Source organism: Pseudomonas sp. W17 (assembly GCF_040268305.1).
In the GTDB taxonomy this organism is placed as follows: Bacteria; Pseudomonadota; Gammaproteobacteria; order Pseudomonadales; family Pseudomonadaceae; genus Aquipseudomonas; species Aquipseudomonas protegens.
This window is the reverse complement of record NZ_CP158490.1, coordinates 3,425,352-3,442,574: the sequence shown is the minus strand read 5'-3', so window position 1 is coordinate 3,442,574 and position 17,223 is coordinate 3,425,352. Positions and strand designations below refer to the sequence as shown.

Below are 17,223 nucleotides of genomic sequence, written 5' to 3'. Positions count from 1 at the left end.
GATTCAACAGTTCCTGCTGGTCGCCGCCGCGCACTTTCTCGCCCTGCTCTCCCCCGGCCCGGATTTCTTCCTGGTAGCACGCATGTCCATGGCCGCGGGGTGGCAATCGGCCACCGGCGCCTGCCTGGGCATCGCCCTGGCCAATGGTGCCTTTATCGTCCTGGCGTTTGCCGGGGTCTCGGTGTTTCGGGCAGGCAGCCCGCTGTTCCTGGCGATCCAGTTGGCCGGGTGCGGCTACCTGCTTTATATGGGCTGGCTGTTTATCCGTCATGCCGGTGCCAGTTCCCTGGCCGCGGTGTACGGCAACGACGAAGCCCGGCCGCTGGGCCGGGCCACCTGGTGGCGTGGCCTGGGCATGGGCTTTCTCTCCGGCATCCTCAACCCTAAGAACGCTCTGTTCTATGTCAGCCTGGCGTCCCTGGTGGGGGCCCAGACCAGTGCCGGCTGGAAGCTGGTCTATGGCTTGTGGATGTTCAGCGCCGTGCTGTTGTGGGACGTGCTGGTGGCCCTGGCCATTGGCAACCGCCGGGTGCGCGAGCGCTTTGCCCGGGCCCTGCCCTGGCTGGAACGGGGCACCGGGGTGGTGCTGATCCTGCTGGCGCTGCTGGTGATCGGCGCCACTGTGTGGCGTCACTGAACCACGCCCCGGGCAGTGACTTCCGACTGTCATTACAAATAAACAACAAAGCAATAATCTGCCGAAAGCGCCGCTGCCGATATTGTCGCAACGGTGAACGGGCCTGCCGGGCATTGCCCGGTATCTGCCCCGCCGAAACAGTGCAAGGAGGACCTGCCATGCAACAACAGCCACGCCTGGGGTGCGGTGTCGCGATTGTCCGGGACGGCCAGCTGCTGCTGGTCAAGCGCCTGCGCGACCCGGAAGCCGGTTGCTGGGGCCTGCCCGGAGGCAAGGTCGACTGGCTGGAACCGGTGGAACAGGCCATGCGCCGGGAAATCCACGAAGAACTGGGGCTGACCCTGCAAGGCGTGAGCCTGTTGTGCGTGGTCGACCAGATCGACCCGCAGCGCCAGGAGCACTGGGTATCACCGGTGTACCTGGCCTCGGCCCCGGCCATGCCGGCGCGCAATTGCGAGCCGCACAAGCACAGCGATGTGGCCTGGTTCGAGCTCGACCGCCTGCCCCAACCCCTGACCCAGGCCACCCGAAGCGCCGTGCGCGCCCTGGTGCAGATGGCCGCCCTGGAAAGCTGAGCAGCCACGCCCCGGCCCTTCCCGACCTGCGACCGATGGCCGCAGGCATTGGTCTAATTAGCCCGCCGCCGCTTTCGTCTGTTTGTTACCATGCGCGGGTTTTTGCCTGTCTGGCTGTTCAAAGGGCGTTATTTCATGAGTGTTCTGCTGACTCGCCGCACCCTGCTCACCAGCGCCGGAGTGCTCGGCCTGGGCCTGCTCGCCGGTTGCGACAACAGTCCCCGACTGTCCTTCAAATACGGCAAGGACCTGAGCAATCAGATTCTTGGCCGCACCTTCAAACTCACCGATTCCCAGGGCGAAACCAAGTCGCTGTCCAGCTACCGCGGCCTGATGCCGATGATTTTCTTCGGCTTCACCCAGTGCCCGGCCGTGTGCCCCACCACCCTGGCCCGCGCGGCCCAGGCCAAGAAGCTGATGGGTCGTGATGGCGACCGCCTGCAAGTGGTGTTCATCACCCTGGACCCGGAGCGCGACACACCCGAAGTGCTGGACGCCTACGTCAAGTCCTTCGACCCCAGCTTCGAGGCGCTGTACGGCACCCTGGAGCAGACCGCTGCCACCGCCAAGGAATTCGGCGTGTTCTACGAAAAGATCCCCAGCGGCTCGACCTACACCCTGTCCCACACCGCCACCAGTTTCGTCTTCGACTCCCGGGGCACCTTGCGCCTGGGGCTTTCCCAGTCCCTTACCGCCCAAGAGTGCGCGGAAGACCTGCTCACCGTCATGGAGGTTTGTTAATGCATTCCCTACAGCGCCCATCCCGTCTCAACACTGCCCTGCTGCTGGTTTCCCTGCTGGGCCTGGGCGGCACCGCCAGCGCCGCGACCCAAGTGGACAACGCCTGGGTCCGCGCCACCGTAGCCGGCCAGCACGCCAGCGGCGCCTTCATGGACCTCACCGCCAGCAGCGACAGCAAGCTGGTTGAGGTGCAATCGCCAGTGGCCAAGAACGTGCAGATCCACCAGTCGAGCATGCACAACGACGTGATGAGCATGCAGCAAGTGGACGCCGTGGCCCTGCCAGCCGGGCAGAAAGTCAGCCTGGACACCCACGGCTACCACGTGATGCTCATGGAGCTCACCGGCCAGATCAAGGCCGGCGACAAAGTGCCCCTGACCCTGACCGTGGAAAACGCCAAGGGCGAGAAGGAAACCATCAAGGTCGAAGCCGAGGCCCGAGCGCTGAATGCGCCGGACCACAGCATGATGAAACACTGAAAACAAGTAGCGCAAATGGCCCCAGGGCCAGTTGAAAAAGCCGCGTTCTCGTAGGACGCGGCTTTTTTTTGTCCGAGGCAAACGTCCCGATCTGGAAAACCCGACAGTCGCCAATCTCTTGAATGCTTGGCCGACTATTTCCCGCAACCGACTCATGTGCGAATCTACGCACCATTTTTTACTAATGGCACATAGCTATTTTTTGCCGGTGCGCTGGCCTGCTAGCCAGGATTCAAAGCAAGAGCTGAAAAACAATTATCAAGGATTCGATATGTCGCCAGACCGCACTGTGATCCATGTTCTTTTTTTCGTCGGAAAATCGGGACAGCCCACCGTATTGCCATTAACCGATGCTTATGAGGTGGTGGTCTATCCCTCCGAGGGACCGCCTGACATCCCCCCTTTCACTCTGGAAATAGCCCCTTCATCGAGCACCTCCAGCCGACAGCAGTTGGACGTAGCCTCGTTCACTACCCTTTACGGCGAGAATGGCAGTGGCAAGACCGAGATGTTGCTGGGGGTGTGCGAAGGACTGGCTGATTGGGAGTCTAAATCCAAAGTCAGCATTCTTTGGGAAACGGAACAGGGGCTGTACCTATCGAAAGGTCTTTCGCTTAACAAGACCAGGCTGCTCTCCAGCCTGCAGATCACTCAAGACAAGTTTTGCGTACCGCCCGAATTTTCGGCAGTTTTCTACTCGACCTCTCCGTTTGAAAAGGTCAGACGCGCACTCTTGCGTCGTAGAAAAGTAAAAGATGTCAGCCCAAGGTTTGGTCTGGTCGTGGAGTCGGAGATGGTTGCGGCATTTAATGCCTATCCCTTTCTCAAGGACAAAGCCACCTTCGTCTCCGAGGCGACGGCGGAAATAAAACTCAAGCCGGCTTCATTGGTTGACTTGGTGAAGTCATATTCCGCGGACGGAGCCAGAACCTACAAGGCCCTGGAGCCGGAAATGAAGACCCGGCTTCATGAGATCGACAGGCGCTCATCAGTACAGACGAGGTTTATCTGCTCCTTTGCCGTCCTGGAATGCCTGGACAGAGTAACTGATGAACAGCTTCATCTGTTGATTGATACGTTGCTGGCAATGATCAAAGTTCACGGCCCGTGGCTCAACGACTTGCTGTTGGTTGACTTCCCTCAACTGCTTCTGCTGGCAGGAAACGATTTCTTGGCCGAGCAATTGCTCAAGGCCCGCAACGCGCTGGATGTAGTCCGTCCCTTGTTCAAAAACGTCAATACTTGGAGGCGACTGGCCTCTTTGGCCTATTTGGATGAGCAAGCCGGTCACCAGATCCGTCAACATGAAGGTGTGTTTTCCGAAGTGGCTGCACTCGGTTTGCTCAAGTTCTCCTTCAAGCAACTGAGCTCCGGCCAGGCCAGCATGATGTCGCTGTACTGCTCCACCGCCCGGGCCTTCGGCGAGTTCGAGCGCGAGTCGCAGGATAGGTTGATGCTGCTGTGCATCGATGAAGGCGAGATGTTCATGCACCCCAAGTGGCAACGCATGTACATCGACAGCCTGCTGAAATTCATCGGGCAATTCGGTTCCCTGGCGAAAAGAACCCACGTGTTCATTTCCACCCATTCACTGATCGTCGCCGCCGATACACCCGCCGGCCGCCTGTTCGACCTGGACAACCAGCAACTGACCAATGCCTTCGGCTACACCCCCAAGCAAACCTTGAACTCGGTATTCGCGGTGGGAGATTTCACGGGCGAGTTCAACCTGAACCTGCTTACCAAACTCTCAGATGTGTTGAACCGCAAGGATCAAGACTTGGAAAGCATCAGGCACGCCTGGCAGATCGCCGACACACTGGCCAACGATGAGCTCAGGCACCATGTACAACAACAGTTGAGCGTGCTGATCGGAGGCCCGCATGCTCAAGCTTAAGGTGGATCCGACCGCTAAACAGCGGCACCTGCAAACCTTGGGCGAGCGTTTTGACAAGGCCATGAGTGCCTGGAAGTCACCCTTCGCCGGTTATCCGCCCTTCACATCAGACTTGAAGAAGGTGTTGCAGAGCGAGCGCGATTTCATACTTATCGGCGATGTCAGCCGGCTACACGGGGTGATCCAACAGGTCAAACACAAAGCTGGGCCCCTTGATCATTACTTGCGAAATCGACCCAGCGCAAAGTCCGGCGCTCGGCAGGCCGATATGGAGAAGTTGATCACCAAGCTGGGCGAAATCTTCGACTACAGCAATTTCATCTACAAGGGCGTCGGCTGGAACGCCTACAAGCTGGTAGCCAGTTATGCACTGCGCATCTGCCCTTACTGCCACCTGCACCATGTGAATTACCACGGCCAGAGTGTCGGCACCCCCAGGAAACTGGAAATGCGGCCTCCCCTTGATCACTTCTTGCCCAAGTCGATCTACCCCTATCTGGCGGTGTCACTGTACAACCTGGTGCCCTCTTGTCACCCGTGCAACTCCTCGATCAAGGGGGATGACGACCCCGCCCATACAATCCCCCATCCTTTTGACCCCACCGCCCCCCTGGACATGAGTTTTACCCTCAAGGGGTCGGCGCTTGGGGTCTCTGGAATCACCGAGGAAGAACTTGAGCTGACCGTCACTGGTAACGGGGCCTGGGGCGAGTTCACCACATTCTTCCACCTGCAGGAGCGCTACCAGTGGTACGCCCCGGAGGTGACCGACATGCTCAAGCGCAAGCAGTTTCGGGATGAGAGCGATGCGGTGGTTCAGTCGTTGATACGTGCGAATTTCATCCTTGGGTTTGCCCCGCACGACTTCGAAAAACGTGCCCTGGGCATCTGCCTGCGGGACATCGCCAAAAACCTGAAGGTGCTCTGAGCCTCAATATATCGCCCGCGCCAGCCAAACGGTGAACCCGCAGCAGTCCGGGTCTTCGCTGATGTGCTGCACCACCTCGAAACCATGGGTGTCGAGCAAGGTGCAGTATTCCCCCGGGGAGAGGCTGGCGTGGTACAGGGCTTCGCCCTCGAATTCGCCGATGGCCTCCCCTGCCTCGGGGCCGCTGGTGAACATCAGGGCACAACCCGGGCCGGCGTGGCGTTCGAAAACGGCGAACATGGCGCGCTGATCATCCGGGCTCAGGTGGAACAAGCTGTTCCAGGCGAGGATGCCGGCAAAATCCTGGTCCAGGGCGAGGCTGCGCATGTCAGCGTGGATCCATTGCTGCCCGGCAAAGCGCTGGCGGCACTGGTCCAGCAAGGTGGCAGAGCTGTCGACGCCGGTGACTGCACATTGGTGTTCGATCAGGTTGCGCGCAATCGGCTCGCCACCTCCGCAACCCAGGTCCAGCACCTGGCCGCCCTGCCCCATGACCCGGCAAAAGCGCTCCAGCCATACTTGCTCTCCCTCGAAGGCCTCGGGGTTGGCCCTGCGACGCTGGTCCCAGGCCCGAGCATGACGCTGGTACAGATCGACGATATGACGGGCGGACTCGTGCATCCACAGGTTTCCTTGTGCGTGTGTGGCCGCGAATTACAGCACAACGGCGCTTGGACCGGGCGCCAAACCGTTCAACTGCGCCCTGCCAGCTCCAGCAACTGCCCGCGCAGCCAGCGGTTGGCCGACTCGTTCTGCACTTGCTTGCTCCAGTACAGGTTGAGGCAGACCTCAGGCAGGGTCAGGGGCATGTCGAGAATCCGGTTGCCCAGCCCGGCGTTGATCAACTGCGCATTGTTGCGGGTCAGGGTCAGCAGGCCATCGCCCTGGGCCACCAGTTGCGCGGCGGTGAGAAAGTGCTGGCAGTGCTGGCGGATGCGCCGTACCACCCCCAGGTGCCCCAGGGCCAGGTCTTCGACGCAGATGCCCCGGCGCCTGGAGGTCACCGCCACATGCTCGGCCGCCAGGTAGCGTTCCACGGTCAGTTCGCCGCTGAAGCCGGGGCCGGCCATCACGCAGAAGGAATCCTGCAGCAGCAGTTGCTGTTGCAGTTGCGGGTCGGTGAGCCGCGACAGTTCGATGGCCAGGTCAATGCGCCCGGCAATCATCTCCAGCTTCAGGTCGGCCCAGTGCACGCTGGTACTACGCACTTCCAGGTGCGGGGCAACACGGTTCAGGTGCGCCAGGATCAAGGGCAGGATCACCGGTTCCAGTTGCTCGGGCATGTTCAGGGTGAAACGCCGGCGGTCCCGCAACGGGTCGAAGGCCTGGGCCGGGTTGAGGCTGCGGCGCAGACCGCTGAGGGCGTCCTGGATCCCCGGGGCCAGTTGCTTGGCCAGCGGCGTGGGGGCCACGCCATAGCCCTCGCGGACGAACAGCGGGTCGTCCAGCTGGGCGCGCAGGCGCGCCAGGGCGTGGCTGATGGCCGACTGGCTGAGGTGCAGCACCGAGGCGGCGCGGGTCAGGTTGCGCTCCTGGTACACCACCTCGAAGACCCGGAACAGGTTCAGGTCCAGGCGGCTCAGCCCTGACCATTCATGCGGTGAGTTCATGGTTGTGCCCTCGCAGTCTCGACCCGCAGCAGGCTAGCAGCGGGCCGGCGCCGGCAGAACCATGTAGCGCATTCATGAATCTCGATGAATAACCGTCGGTTCTGTGGTGCCCCGGGCGCTGCCTAAGATGGCCGTGCCGATAACAACAATTCAGGAGGCACCATGGACCTTGCGGCCTATCAGCAGCACCTTCACGCCCTGCAGCAGGCCGCCTGGCCCGAAGGCGCGCCGCGTACTCCGCAGTACCCCCTGGGCCAGCAGCCCCTTACCGAATACCTGCGGGCCTGGGCGCAGTCGCAAGCCAGTGCCGTGGCCCTGGACTTCTATGGCTATCAGTTGAGCTTTGCCGAGCTGGACCGGCTGTCCGACCGGTGCGCCGCCTTGCTCGGCGAGCTGGGAATCGGCCCCGGGGACCGGGTGGCGGTGTACCTGCCCAACTGCCCGCAATTGCATATCGGCTTCTGGGGCATTCTCAAGTGCGGCGCCGTGTACGCGCCGGTCAGCCCCCTGGCGCGCACCCTGGAGCTGGAGTATCAGCTCAAGGACAGCGGCGCCCGGGTGATCCTGTGCTTCGACCAACTGCTGGATGTGGTGCAGGCGGTCAGCGACGCCTGCGAGTTGAGCGCGATCCTGGCCACCAGCCTCAGCGAGTTGTGCCCGGCCACCCCGAGCATTCCCCTGCCGGACCTGCTGCGGACGCCCAAGCGCCTGGCCCCGGGGGTGACCGACTTTTTCCCCGCCCTGGAGGCCTGTCGCGCCGCCACCCCGGCCCACCGTCCTGCCCTGGGCGATATGGCCGCACTGAACTACACCGGTGGCACCACCGGCATGCCCAAGGGCTGCATTCATAGCCACGGCGACATGCTCTACACCTGCGCCAGCTTCGTGCCGGTGGCCTTGGGCCTGAGGCAGGACAGCGTGCTGCTCAATTTCCTTCCCGAGTTCTGGATCGCCGGGGAAAACGCCGGCCTGCTGTTTCCCATCTACGCCGGCTGCCGCCTGGTGCTGCTGGCGCGCTGGGACGCCCTGGGTTTCATGGCGGCGGTGGCGCACTACCGGGTCAGCCATTGCGGGCTGCTGGTGGACAGCGCCGCCGAAGTGCTGGAGCACCCAAGCGTCACCGACTACGACCTGAGCTCCCTGAAGGCCACCGGCTGCATCTCCTTCGTCAAGAAGCTCACCCCGGACTATCGCCAGCGCTGGCGCGCGCAAACCGGCTGCACCCTGTTCGAGTTCAGCTTCGGCATGACCGAAACCCACACCTGCGACACCTTTACCGCCGGCCTGCAGACCGACGACTTCGACCTCAAAAGCGCGCCAACCTTCGTCGGCCTGCCGGTGCCGGGCACCGAGTTCAAGGTCTGCGACTTCGACAGCGGCGCCCTGCTGCCCCTGGGCTCCGAGGGCGAGTTGTGCGTGCGCAGCCCTTCCCTGCTGCAGGGTTACTGGCAGCGCCCGGAGGCGTCCGCGGCGGCCCTGCGCGACGGCTGGCTGCACACCGGTGACCTGGGGCAGATCACCGGACAAGGGTTTATCCGCTACCTGGGCCGGCGCAAGGAAATGCTCAAGGTCAATGGCATGAGCGTGTTTCCCAGCGAGCTGGAGGCGCTGTTCGGCCAGCACCCGCAGGTGCTGGCCAGCGCAGTGATCGGCCGCGCCGATGAACGTCGGGGCCAGCAGCCGGTGGCCTTCGTTGTGCTCAAGCCCGATGCGCCCCAGGACCCGCATGCCCTGGCAGCCTGGTGCCAGGAGGTGATGGCCGCCTACAAGGTGCCGCAGATCCGCCTGGTGGCCAGCCTGCCCATGACCGCCACCGGCAAGGTCAAGAAGAACGAGCTGGAACAACAGCTCTGAGCCCTTCCTTTTCAGCATTGCGAGAATTGCCATGTTCCAGAGTCTGTTGATCGCCAATCGCGGCGAGATCGCCATCCGTATCGCCCGGGCCTGCGCCGACCTGGGCGTTCGCAGCGTCGCGGTATTCGCCGAGGACGACGCCGCCAGCCTGCACACGCGCAAGGCCGATCTGGCCCTGCCCCTCAAGGGCCGCGGGGTGGCGGCCTACCTCGACCGCCAGCAACTGATCGCCCTGGCCCTGGCACAGGGCTGCCAGGCGATTCACCCGGGCTACGGCTTTCTCGCGGAAAACCCCGACTTTGCCCGGGGCTGCCTGGAAGCCGGGCTGACCCTGATCGGCCCCGGCCCCGAGGTGCTGCAACTGTTTGGCGACAAGGCCGCGGCCCGTGCCCTGGCCGAAGATTGTGGGGTGCCCTTGCTGGAGGGCATCAACCGAGCAGTCAGCCTGGAACAGGCCGCAGCCTTTCTCGAACGCCATGGCGCGGTGATGCTCAAGGCCCTGGCCGGTGGCGGTGGCCGGGGCATGCGCGCAGTCACCGAGGCCGGGCAACTGCAGCAGGCGTTCATCCGTTGCCAGTCCGAAGCCCAGGCGGCCTTCGGCAATGGCGCGCTGTATGTCGAACAACTGCTGCAGCGGGCGCGGCACATCGAGATCCAGGTGCTGGGAGACGGCAGCGGCGCGGTCAGCCACTTGTGGGAGCGCGATTGCAGCCTGCAGCGCCGGCACCAGAAGCTGGTGGAAATCGCCCCCAGCCCGGACCTTGCCCCGCCGTTGCGCCAGCAGTTGATCGACGCCGCCCTGGCCCTGGCCGCGCGAGTGCGTTACCAGGGCATTGGCACCTTCGAATTCCTTCTCGACCAGGAACACCCGGAGCGCTTCTATTTCATGGAGGCCAACCCAAGGATCCAGGTGGAGCACACGGTGACCGAGGCCATCACCGGCGTCGACCTGCTGCACACCCAACTGCGCCTTGGCGCGGGCGCCTCCCTGGCCAGCCTGGGCCTGAGCCGGCCACCAGAGCCCCAAGGCTTTGCCGTGCAGGCGCGGATCAACCTGGAACAGCCCCTGGCCGATGGCGGCATGGGACCGGTGGCCGGCACCCTCAGTGCCTATGAAGCCCCCAGCGGGCCCGGGCTGCGGGTCGACGGCTACGGCTATGCCGGTTACCCGGTGAACCCCGGCTATGACTCGCTGCTGGCCAAGCTGATCGCCCAGGGTACGGATTTTCCCGCGGCCCTGGGCCGGGCCTATCGTGGGCTTTGCGAGTTTCGCCTGGAGGGCGTGCCGAGCAACCTGGGGCTGTTGTTGAACCTGTTGCGCCATCCGGCGGTGCTGGACTATCAGGTGGACACCAGGTTCGTCGAAGCCCATTGGGCCCAGTTGCTGCAAGATTGCGCCGGGCAACACCGGCCGATGTTCTTTGCCCGGCAGGCCGCCACTGCGCAGAGCACTCGCAGCGATGTCCAGGCGCCCCCGGGCACGGCGGCGCTGAACGCCCCGAGCACCGGGGTGCTGGTGAGCCTGGAAGTGGCCGTGGGTGATGAGTTGCGGATTGGCCAGCGGGTTGCGGTGCTGGAAGCGATGAAGATGGAGTTCGAGGTCAAGGCGCAGAGCAGCGGTATCGTCCGGGCCTTGGCCGTCCAGGTTGGCGAGGCACTGGGCGAAGGCCAGCCCCTGCTCTTTCTGGAGCCGGCGGAGTTTGCCGACCAGGGCCAGCACAGCGAAGAGCAACTGGACCTGGCACTGATTCGCGCCGACCTGGCCGAAGTCCGCGAACGCCATGCCTTGCTGGAGGATGCCCAGCGTCCGGAGGCGCTGGCCAAGCGTCGCCGCAACGGCCAGCGCACCGCCCGGGAGAACCTCGAGCACCTGCTGGACCCGGGCAGTTTCATGGAGTACGGCGCCATGGCCCTGGCCGCCCAAAGGCGTCGGCGCAGCGTCGAGGAGTTGCAGGCCCTGAGCCCGGCGGATGGGCTGGTGGGAGGCATAGGTACGGTGAATGCCGGGCTGTTCGACGGCCAGGACGCCCGTTGCCTGGCCCTGGCCTACGACTACACGGTGTTCGCCGGCACCCAGGGGGTGATGAACCACAAGAAGACCGACCGCCTGCTGAGCCTGGCCCAGGAGTGGCGGCTGCCGGTGGTGCTGTTTGCCGAAGGCGGCGGTGGCCGGCCCGGCGACAGCGACTTTGTCGGGGTCGCCGGCCTGGATTGCCATACCTTCGCCGCCATGGCCCGGCTGTCCGGCTGGGTGCCCACGGTGGGCATCGCCTCGGGGCGCTGCTTTGCCGGCAATGCCGCCCTGCTCGGCTGCTGCAACCTGATCATCGCCACCCGGAACGCCAGCATCGGCATGGCAGGCCCGGCGATGATCGAAGGCGGCGGCCTGGGCAGCTTCACCCCGGAACAGGTGGGACCGGTGTCGGTACAAGGCCCCAACGGAGTGATCGACGTGCTGGTGGCCGACGAAGCCGAGGCCGTGCAGGTGGCCAAGCAGTACCTGAGCTATTTCCAGGGGCCGCTCAAGGACTGGCGCTGCGCCGACCAGCGTGAGCTGCGGCATTTGATTCCGGAAAACCGCCTGCGGGTCTACGACATCCGCCGGGTCATCGAGACCCTGGCCGACCGCGACAGCGTGCTGGAGTTGCGCCGGCAATTCGCCCCGGGGCTGATTACCGCGCTGATCCGCGTCGAAGGCCGGGCCTTCGGCCTGCTGGCCAACAACCCGGCGGTGCTGGGCGGCGCCATCGACGCCGCGGCCGGGGACAAGGCCGCACGTTTCATGCGCCTGTGCGAAGCCTTCGGCCTGCCGCTGGTGTCCCTGTGCGACACCCCGGGGTTCATGGTAGGGCCGGAATCGGAGCAGCAGGCCACGGTGCGCCATGTGTCACGGATGTTTGTCAGTGCCGCCAGCCTCACGGTGCCGTTCTTCACCCTGGTGCTGCGCAAGGGCTATGGCCTGGGCGCGCAGGCCATGGCGGCGGGCAGTTTTCACAGCCCGTTGTTCACCGTCGCCTGGCCCAGCGCCGAATTCGGCGCCATGGGCCTGGAAGGTGCGGTGCGCCTGGGCTTCTCCAAGGAACTGGCGGCCCAGCCCGACCCGCAGTCGCAACAGGCGCTGTTCGACAAACTGGTGGCCAAGGCCTACGCCCGGGGCAAGGCGCTGAACATGGCCAGCTACCTGGAGATAGACGCGGTGATCGACCCCCTGGAAAGCCGAGCGTGGCTGCTGCGTGGCCTGCAGGCCGCACCGCGCCCGGTGCCCTGGGCCGAGCGCGCCCAGGGTTTTGTCGATACCTGGTAGCCCTGCCTCTCCATCGTAGGAGCAGGCCGCTGCTCAGGCGTTGGCATCCCAGGCGACAGGGGCTTGTTCGAGGAACTGGCGCAGTTCGGCCAGCAGGGTGCTGCTGGCGTGGCTGCTGGGCCGGCTGGCGACAAACCTCAGGGCCGGCATGATTTCCTGCACGCCGTCGTAGTGCCATTGCCCCGGGGTGCGTTCGGCTTCCTGCAGGGCCCGGGCGAAGATCGCCAGGTCGCGCCGGGGCCGGGCAATGCCGCTGATGCGCTCGACCCAGCTCTCGTAGCGCTGGCGAATCTCCACCCGCCCCTGACGGACCATGGCCAGCACCCCGCAACGGCTGCGGTTGTGCACCGCCACCGGCGACAGGCCGCAATACTCGCCCAAACCGTCCCAGCCCTGCTCGGGCAGGACAAACACCGCCAGATCAATGGCCGGGTACTCCTCGATCACCGTGCCCGGATCGGCCAGCAGCGCCTCGCTGCGTTGCAGCGCGAGCATGGCGGGAGCGTACAGGGGCGCATAGCGCCGGGTGTTGTCGAGTACATCGGCCATCTGCGGCAGCAGCGCGGCGAAGCGTGTCAGCAATTGCCGGTCGTTGCTGGCCTGTGGGTCGACGCGCACCCGGGCCGCCAGGGCATGCAGGGCAAAGGCGCAGTGCAGGGCCTGGGCCGAAGTGCCCCGGGAGAAATCACCGAGGCGGGCAATGTCGATCAGCAACTGGCGGTGCCCCAGGGCATGCTCCGGCGTCAGGAAGGCATACACCGAGGCCAGCCCGTCGAGGTCGAAATGATCGCTGGTGATCACCTGCGCCCGGTCCACCGTCAACCCCTGCTGGAGAAAGCCCAGGGCACTGGTGGTGGAGAGATTGGCCTTGTGCTCGACAGGCGTCTTGTTCGCCGGCCAATGGGACAGGGTCAACAGGGTCGCCGGGGTATCGATGGAATCCAGGGAGATGTTCTCGCGGTGTGTGCTCTGGCCAAGGGGCAGGAAGCCATAGCGGCTTTGCCGGCCCAGGCGCAGGGCTGGCAAATCCAGCTCCAGGGGCGGGGCCGGCGTTGCCACCGGCCCTGGGGGCGCCGCCGGCGCAGGCGCGGTTGCACGGGTCAATTCGCCCTGCCCGCCCAGGCGATAGCCGAGCTGGCAGATATTCTCCCGGCGCAGGTCCCAGGGGTTGCCGTTGCGCACCGCGCAGCCGGGCCCGCCGACAACGCTGAGCAAGTCAGTGAAGCGGTTGTCGGCAATGCCGATCACCCTTCCTCCCAACTGCCTGAGCTGCAGGTGGTGCAAGTGCGGGGCCAGCCCCGGATCGAGGATCAAGGCCGGTTGCGGCGCATCAGTGGCAAGGCTGTTCATCGTGGTTTCCTTACAGGTCAATGACGCCAGGCGCACGCCCGACAGGGTTCAGGCTTGGGCCAGGTGCGGTGAACCGTTGCGCCGTACCTGGCGCACCGAGACAAACAGCAGCGCCGACAGCCCGGCGTACAGGCCGAACAGCCAGGCCGCAGCCTGGGCCGCGCCAGCAGTCCCGCCCGTGGAGGTCAGGCCTGCCAGGTTGACGATCATTCCCGCCAGCGCCGCCCCCAGGGCAGTGGCCACCAGTTGCACCGTGGTAATCGAGGCGCCGGCCAGTTCCTTCTGATCCTGCGGGGCCTGTTCCAGAACCCGGGACAGCAGGTGCGGCCAGGCCAGGCCGATACCGACGCCCACCAGCAGCATGGCCAGGCACACCGCCCCCAGGCTCAGGGCCGGGGTGGCGGTGGCAGGCATGAACAGGCAGGCCAGGAGCAGCCCGGCCACCACCAGGAACGGTCCGATGGCAATCGCCCGGGCCGCGCCCCGCGGGCCAAGGCCTGAGCTGAAGATCGCCCCCAGGGTCCAGCCGGCGGCCATCAGCGCGGCGATATAACCTGCCAGCAACGGCGTCTGCTGATGCAGCACCTGCAGAAACAACGGTACGAAGACCTCGCTGGTCATGCCCACCACCAGCAGGGCCATGGAAATGTACAGCGCCAGCAAGGCACTCCCGGCCTTCAGGCTATTGCGCGGCAACAAGCGCGCGCCGTCGCGGTTCTCCAGAGCGAATACCGGCACCAGCAGAACCAGCCCGGCTCCCAGCCCCAGGGCGTTGTACAGCGGCGATGGGGTGATGCTGCCGATGGAAATGGCCAGTACCACGGCGGTCAGCAACAGCAGTTGCAGGGCGGGAATCGGGCTACGGAGCGCGCTTTCCCGACTCTTGCCCGGCAACAGTGCAACGGCCAGCAGCATGAACAGCAAGGTGCAGGGCAGCAGCACCCAGAACGCCGCGCGCCAGGCCCCATGTTCGGCGAAAATTCCGCCGACCGCCGGGCCGATCAGGGTCGCTGCGCCCCACATGGCGGAAATCAACGCCATCGCCCGGGGCCACAGCGGCTCGTCGAACACCAGGCGGATCATGGCGTAGGGCAACGCGAACAGCAGGCCGCCCCCCAGCCCCTGGACGCTGCGCCCGAGGATCAGCCCGCCCATGTCCGCCGCCAGGGCGCACAGGCTGCAACCGAGCATGAACACCAGGCCCGCCAGGCCGTACGCGGCTTTGGGCCCCAGGAGCGCCAGGGCCCGGGTGGAGAGCACCGAGCCGATGATCGAGGCCACCACGAACAAGGTGGTGTTCCAGGCGTAGTAGTCCAGGCCGCCAATGTCCTTGACCACCGAGGGCAACAGGGTGGTTACCAGGTAGACGTTGATTGCATGCAGGGCCACGCCACCAGCCAGGGCCGCAGAACGCAGCCCGTTCTTGCCCAGTAACAGTGCCGACCATCCGCTTGTCGATGCCATGCCGTTCTCCATGTGTGTTGTTCGCTGTTGGGCGAATGTAATACACAAGCAAATACTTTGATAATTGTTTTTTCCAGCCGTTCCGGCAATTCCCCCCAACAGCAGGCATTGGATCGACAAGCTGCGAGCCCCTGCGCCCGAGCCTGTTATGCTTGCGTGGTTGCCGGCGTCATGGACGCTCCTGATACCCCACCTGTGCATTGGTTAATGGCCCAGATGTCTTTGATTTCCCCCTCCACAGAGAAGAAAAGCCCCGGGGCTACCGCCGAGCGGATCCTGTTTCTGCTGAAAACCCGCGGCCCGTTGAAAACCGCCGATCTGGCGCCGCTGCTCAAGGTGTCCCAGGAAGCCGCGCGCCAGCAATTGCAGAAGCTGGTGGACAGCGAACTGATCGTCGGCCAACTGATGCCGGCCCAGGGCGCCGGGCGGCCCTCACAGAAATGGGTGCTCACCGAGCTGGCCCAGGCGCGCTTTCCCGACACCCACGCCAACCTGACCCTGCAGTTGATCGATTCGATCCGCGCGGTGTATGGCGCCGACGGCGTGGAGCGCATCGTCAGCGATATGGAGCGGGCCAACAGCGCCGAGTACCTCAGCGTCTGCGCGCCGTTGCCGACCCTGGAGCAGCGGGTCCGGGCCCTGGCGCAGATCCGTGAAGTGGCCGGCTACATGGCCAGTGTCGAAGCCGACGGCGATGCCTGGCTGCTGATCGAGAGCCATTGCCCGATCTGCGTCGCGGCCCAGCAGTGCCAGGGCTTCTGCCGTTCCGAGTTGCAAGTGTTCCAGGCCGCCATCGGCGAGTTGGGCCAGGTACAGCGCGTGGAACACCTGATTACCGGCGATCGACGCTGCGTCTATCGCATCCGTGCCACCCCAGTGAGTTGATGCCCGTGCCCCTGCCAGTCCTGTCCCGCCTGCTCAAACAGGGCGCGCTGATCCTCGGCGTCGCCACCCTGACCCTGCTGGCCTGGCGGGCTTACGACAGCGAGCGCGGCCCGGCGCTGCAGCCCTGGCACCTGAAGGTGCCCCATGAACTGAGCGTGGAGCAGTTGGACCACGCCGACTGGGGCGCCTGGCTGCAGGCCGAGGACCGGGTATTCACCGAGGTCCGGCAGCAGGTCAGCGAGCGCCTGGACCCCGGGCAGGTACCGCCCTTCAACCGCTACCGCCAGGACAGCCGGGCCTACCCGCCACGCTTTGCCACGAACTGGAACCGTTCCTACCTGTTGCGCCCGGCGGGTACGCCCCGGGGCGTGGTGGTGCTGCTGCACGGCCTGACCGATTCGCCCTACAGCCTGCGGCATGTCGCCCAGCGCTACGTCGAGCACGGCTACCTGGCCATCGGCTTGCGCCTGCCCGGCCATGGCACGGTGCCGGCGGGGCTGACCGATGCCCAGTGGCAGGACTGGCTGGCCGCCACCCGCCTGGCCCTGCGTACCGCCCGGGCCGAAGTGCCGGCGCCGGCTCCGCTGCACCTGGTGGGCTACTCCAACGGCGCCGCACTGGCGGTCAAGTACACCCTGGATGCCTTGAGCGACCCGCAGTTGCCCCAGGCCCAGCGCCTGGTACTGATTTCCCCGATGATCGGCGTCGCCTCGTCCGCCCGTTTTGCCGGGCTGGCCGCCTTGCCTGCAGTGTTCCCGGCCTTCAGCAAGGCGGCGTGGCTCAACCTGCGGCCCGAATACAACCCGTTCAAGTACAACTCGTTTCCAGCCAATGCCGCGCGCCAGTCCTGGCTGCTGACCGACACCCTGCAAAAGCAGCTGCTGGCCCTGGTGGGCGATCCACGGCTGGCCCGGTTGCCACCTATCCTCAGCTTCCAGTCGTTGACCGATGCCACCGTCAGCACCCCGGCCCTGGTCAGTGGGCTGTACCGGCAGCTGCCGGCCAACGGCAGTGAACTGGTGATCTTCGACCTCAACCGCGAGCGCGATTTCGAAGGGCTGCTGGACCCGGCCAGCGTCACCTCCCTGGCCAGCCTGCTACCGCCCGCGCCACGCAACTACACCACCCGCATCCTCAGCAACGAAGGCACGGGCAGCGCGGCACTGGAAGAAGTGAGCACCCCCGCCCTGAGCCCGGACAGCAGCCGGCGGCCCCTTGGCCTGGCCTACCCGCCGGGGGTGTTTTCCTTGTCCCATGTGGCATTGCCCTTCCCCGTCGATGACGGCCTGTACGGCACCCAGCCCAGCCCCGATGAGGATTTTGGCGTGCACCTGGGCACCATTGCCGCCCGTGGCGAACGGGGTGTGCTGGTGGTGCCCATGGATGAGCTGATGCGCCTGAGCGCGAACCCGTTCTACCCCTACCTGATCCAGCGCATCGAGGCGCAGATAGATAAAGCAACAGTTCATTGATTGATCCCGTGAATGCCCGAGTGGTAG

General features: G+C 65.0%; 14 protein-coding genes. 10 read left to right on the top strand and 4 right to left on the bottom strand.

Annotated features, from left to right (window positions below):
• The first annotated feature begins 1 nt into the window (after nucleotide 1).
• The 6 genes from ABCR88_RS16000 (at nucleotide 2) to ABCR88_RS15975 (ending at nucleotide 5,257) form a co-directional block, all read left to right on the top strand.
• Nucleotides 2–637, top strand: a complete 636-nt coding sequence (locus ABCR88_RS16000; protein ID WP_350404900.1) for a LysE family translocator — start codon at nucleotides 2–4, stop codon at nucleotides 635–637.
• A gap of 158 nt (nucleotides 638–795) precedes the next feature.
• The gene (locus ABCR88_RS15995; protein ID WP_011061311.1) at nucleotides 796–1,212 is read left to right on the top strand and encodes an NUDIX domain-containing protein; all 417 of its coding nucleotides are present in this window, start codon (nucleotides 796–798) and stop codon (nucleotides 1,210–1,212) included.
• 135 nt (nucleotides 1,213–1,347) lie between these two features.
• The gene (locus ABCR88_RS15990) at nucleotides 1,348–1,953 is read left to right on the top strand and encodes an SCO family protein (RefSeq protein ID WP_011061312.1); all 606 of its coding nucleotides are present in this window, start codon (nucleotides 1,348–1,350) and stop codon (nucleotides 1,951–1,953) included.
• Nucleotides 1,953–2,432, top strand: a complete 480-nt coding sequence (locus ABCR88_RS15985; protein WP_325984662.1) for a copper chaperone PCu(A)C — start codon at nucleotides 1,953–1,955, stop codon at nucleotides 2,430–2,432. Before ABCR88_RS15990 ends, ABCR88_RS15985 begins: the two co-directional genes overlap by 1 nt.
• A 31-nt stretch (nucleotides 2,433–2,463) precedes the next feature.
• On the top strand, nucleotides 2,464–4,329 hold the full coding sequence (locus ABCR88_RS15980) for a hypothetical protein (RefSeq protein ID WP_325984663.1): 1,866 nt from the start codon (nucleotides 2,464–2,466) through the stop codon (nucleotides 4,327–4,329).
• The gene (locus ABCR88_RS15975) at nucleotides 4,316–5,257 is read left to right on the top strand and encodes a hypothetical protein (protein WP_350404867.1); all 942 of its coding nucleotides are present in this window, start codon (nucleotides 4,316–4,318) and stop codon (nucleotides 5,255–5,257) included. The genes ABCR88_RS15980 and ABCR88_RS15975 overlap by 14 nt, the downstream gene beginning before the upstream one ends.
• 3 nt (nucleotides 5,258–5,260) lie before the next feature.
• Here the strand turns inward: ABCR88_RS15975 and ABCR88_RS15970 are convergent, their stop codons facing one another.
• Nucleotides 5,261–5,878: a class I SAM-dependent methyltransferase gene (locus ABCR88_RS15970; RefSeq protein ID WP_350404866.1), complete on the bottom strand. Its 618-nt coding sequence runs from the start codon at nucleotides 5,876–5,878 to the stop codon at nucleotides 5,261–5,263.
• 71 nt (nucleotides 5,879–5,949) lie between these two features.
• Nucleotides 5,950–6,867 carry a LysR family transcriptional regulator gene (locus tag ABCR88_RS15965; protein WP_011061315.1) on the bottom strand — a complete coding sequence of 306 codons (918 nt, stop codon included), beginning with the start codon at nucleotides 6,865–6,867 and terminating at the stop codon, nucleotides 5,950–5,952.
• A gap of 162 nt (nucleotides 6,868–7,029) precedes the next feature.
• Here ABCR88_RS15965 and ABCR88_RS15960 point away from each other — a divergent pair, with 162 nt between their 5' ends.
• Nucleotides 7,030–8,721, top strand: coding sequence for an AMP-binding protein (locus tag ABCR88_RS15960; protein ID WP_350404865.1), 1,692 nt, complete (start codon nucleotides 7,030–7,032; stop codon nucleotides 8,719–8,721).
• Between the two features lie 31 nt (nucleotides 8,722–8,752).
• Nucleotides 8,753–12,025, top strand: coding sequence for a carboxyl transferase domain-containing protein (locus ABCR88_RS15955; RefSeq protein WP_350404864.1), 3,273 nt, complete (start codon nucleotides 8,753–8,755; stop codon nucleotides 12,023–12,025).
• 33 nt (nucleotides 12,026–12,058) lie between these two features.
• Here the strand turns inward: ABCR88_RS15955 and ABCR88_RS15950 are convergent, their stop codons facing one another.
• Both ABCR88_RS15950 and ABCR88_RS15945 read right to left on the bottom strand, forming a co-directional pair.
• Nucleotides 12,059–13,375 (bottom strand): DUF6687 family protein, encoded by a 1,317-nt coding sequence (locus tag ABCR88_RS15950; RefSeq protein WP_123473406.1) that lies wholly within the window; start codon nucleotides 13,373–13,375, stop codon nucleotides 12,059–12,061.
• Between the two features lie 48 nt (nucleotides 13,376–13,423).
• On the bottom strand, nucleotides 13,424–14,839 hold the full coding sequence (locus ABCR88_RS15945) for an MFS transporter (protein WP_350404863.1): 1,416 nt from the start codon (nucleotides 14,837–14,839) through the stop codon (nucleotides 13,424–13,426).
• Between the two features lie 108 nt (nucleotides 14,840–14,947).
• On the opposite strand from ABCR88_RS15945, the gene ABCR88_RS15940 reads away from it, so the two are divergent.
• Both ABCR88_RS15940 and ABCR88_RS15935 read left to right on the top strand, forming a co-directional pair.
• Nucleotides 14,948–15,724: a metalloregulator ArsR/SmtB family transcription factor gene (locus tag ABCR88_RS15940; RefSeq protein ID WP_041118219.1), complete on the top strand. Its 777-nt coding sequence runs from the start codon at nucleotides 14,948–14,950 to the stop codon at nucleotides 15,722–15,724.
• Nucleotides 15,724–17,196, top strand: coding sequence for an alpha/beta hydrolase (locus ABCR88_RS15935; RefSeq protein ID WP_202945056.1), 1,473 nt, complete (start codon nucleotides 15,724–15,726; stop codon nucleotides 17,194–17,196). The genes ABCR88_RS15940 and ABCR88_RS15935 overlap by 1 nt, the downstream gene beginning before the upstream one ends.
• Nucleotides 17,197–17,223: the final 27 nt, after the last annotated feature.